The organism is Pseudoflavonifractor sp. An184, from assembly GCF_002160305.1.
Lineage (GTDB): Bacteria > Bacillota > Clostridia > Oscillospirales > Oscillospiraceae > Lawsonibacter > Lawsonibacter pullicola.
Genome location: NZ_NFKI01000126.1, coordinates 1 through 1,731 on the forward strand (window position 1 = coordinate 1; position 1,731 = coordinate 1,731).

Genomic DNA, 1,731 nt, shown 5'->3' on the forward strand with positions numbered 1-1,731 from the left:
TCTGCGCGGAAAATGTAACGGGGCTAAGCGTAACACCGAAGCTTGGGATGCACGTAAGTGTGTGGTAGGGGAGCGTCGAATGAGGGGTGAAGTCGTAGCGGAAGCAGCGGTGGACTTCATTCGAGTGAGAATGCCGGAATGAGTAGCGAGAATTATGTGGGAATCATAATGGCCGAAAATCTAAGGTTTCTTGGGGAAGGTTCGTCCGCCCAAGGTAAGCCGGGAGCTAAGGCGAGGCCGCGAGGCGTAGTCGATGCACATACGGTTGAAATTCCGTAGCCACCGAAACTTAAATCAGAGGGACACTTGGAGCTAGCTGGACCCGGGCGTTGGTTGACCCGGGCGAAAGGGACCGAAAACAAGTAGGGAAGCCAGTGAATGACGAGGCGAGAAAAGCTCTGATGTATGCTAAGGTGCCCGTACCGCAAACCGACACAGGTAGATGAGGAGAGAATCCTAAGGCCAACGGGAGAAGGGTTGTTAAGGAACTCGGCAAAATTACCCCGTAACTTCGGGATAAGGGGAGCCCCCGTGAGGGGGCCGCAGAGAATAGGCCCAAGCGACTGTTTACCAAAAACACAGGTCTATGCTAAATCGAAAGATGACGTATATGGGCTGACGCCTGCCCGGTGCTGGAAGGTTAAGAGGAGGGCTTAGCGCAAGCGAAGGTCTGAATTGAAGCCCCAGTAAACGGCGGCCGTAACTATAACGGTCCTAAGGTAGCGAAATTCCTTGTCAGGTAAGTTCTGACCCGCACGAATGGCGTAACGATTTGGGCGCTGTCTCAACAGCCCACCCGGCGAAATTGTAGTACTGGTGAAGATGCCAGTTACCCGCAACTAGACGGAAAGACCCCATGGAGCTTTACTGTAGCTTAATACTGAGGATTGGTAAATGATGTACAGGATAGGTGGGAGACTTGGAAGTCAGGGCGTCAGCTTTGATGGAGTCAACCTTGGGATACCACCCTTCATTTGCTGGTTTTCTAACCTGCGGCCGTGAATCCGGTCGGGGGACACTGTTAGGTGGGCAGTTTGACTGGGGCGGTCGCCTCCAAAAAGGTAACGGAGGCGCTCAAAGGTTCGTTCAGCACGGACGGAAATCGTGCAGTGAGTGTAAACGCAGAAACGAGCCTAACTGCGAGGGTGACAATCCGAGCAGTAACGAAAGTTGGAGTTAGTGATCCGGCGGTATGTGAGTGGAAATGCCGTCGCTCAACGGATAAAAGCTACCCTGGGGATAACAGGCTGATCTCCCCCAAGCGTCCACAGCGACGGGGAGGTTTGGCACCTCGATGTCGGCTCGTCACATCCTGGGGCTGAATTCGGTCCCAAGGGTTCGGCTGTTCGCCGATTAAAGTGGCACGCGAGCTGGGTTCAGAACGTCGTGAGACAGTTCGGTCCCTATCTGTTGCGGGCGAAAGAGATTTGAAGGGAGCTGTCCTTAGTACGAGAGGACCGGGATGGACAGACCTCTGGTGCACCAGTTGTCGTGCCAACGGCACAGCTGGGTAGCTACGTCTGGACGAGATAAACGCTGAAAGCATCTAAGCGTGAAACTCCCCCTAAGATAAGATCTCTCATCCCTCGAGGAGTAAGGCGCGTCGTAGACTATGACGTTGATAGGTCGGAGGTGTAAGCACAGCAATGTGTTGAGCTGACCGATACTAATCCGCCGAGGGCTTGACCTGAGTGGTTCAGGCAAGAAAGAAATGCAGGCGCTTGCGAGCGA

At 53.9% G+C, this 1,731-nt stretch carries 1 rRNA gene; it reads left to right on the forward strand.

The features are described 5' to 3' along the window. Positions 1-1,690 (forward strand): 23S ribosomal RNA (locus B5F19_RS16700); the annotation flags it as partial. Positions 1,691-1,731: the final 41 nt, after the last annotated feature.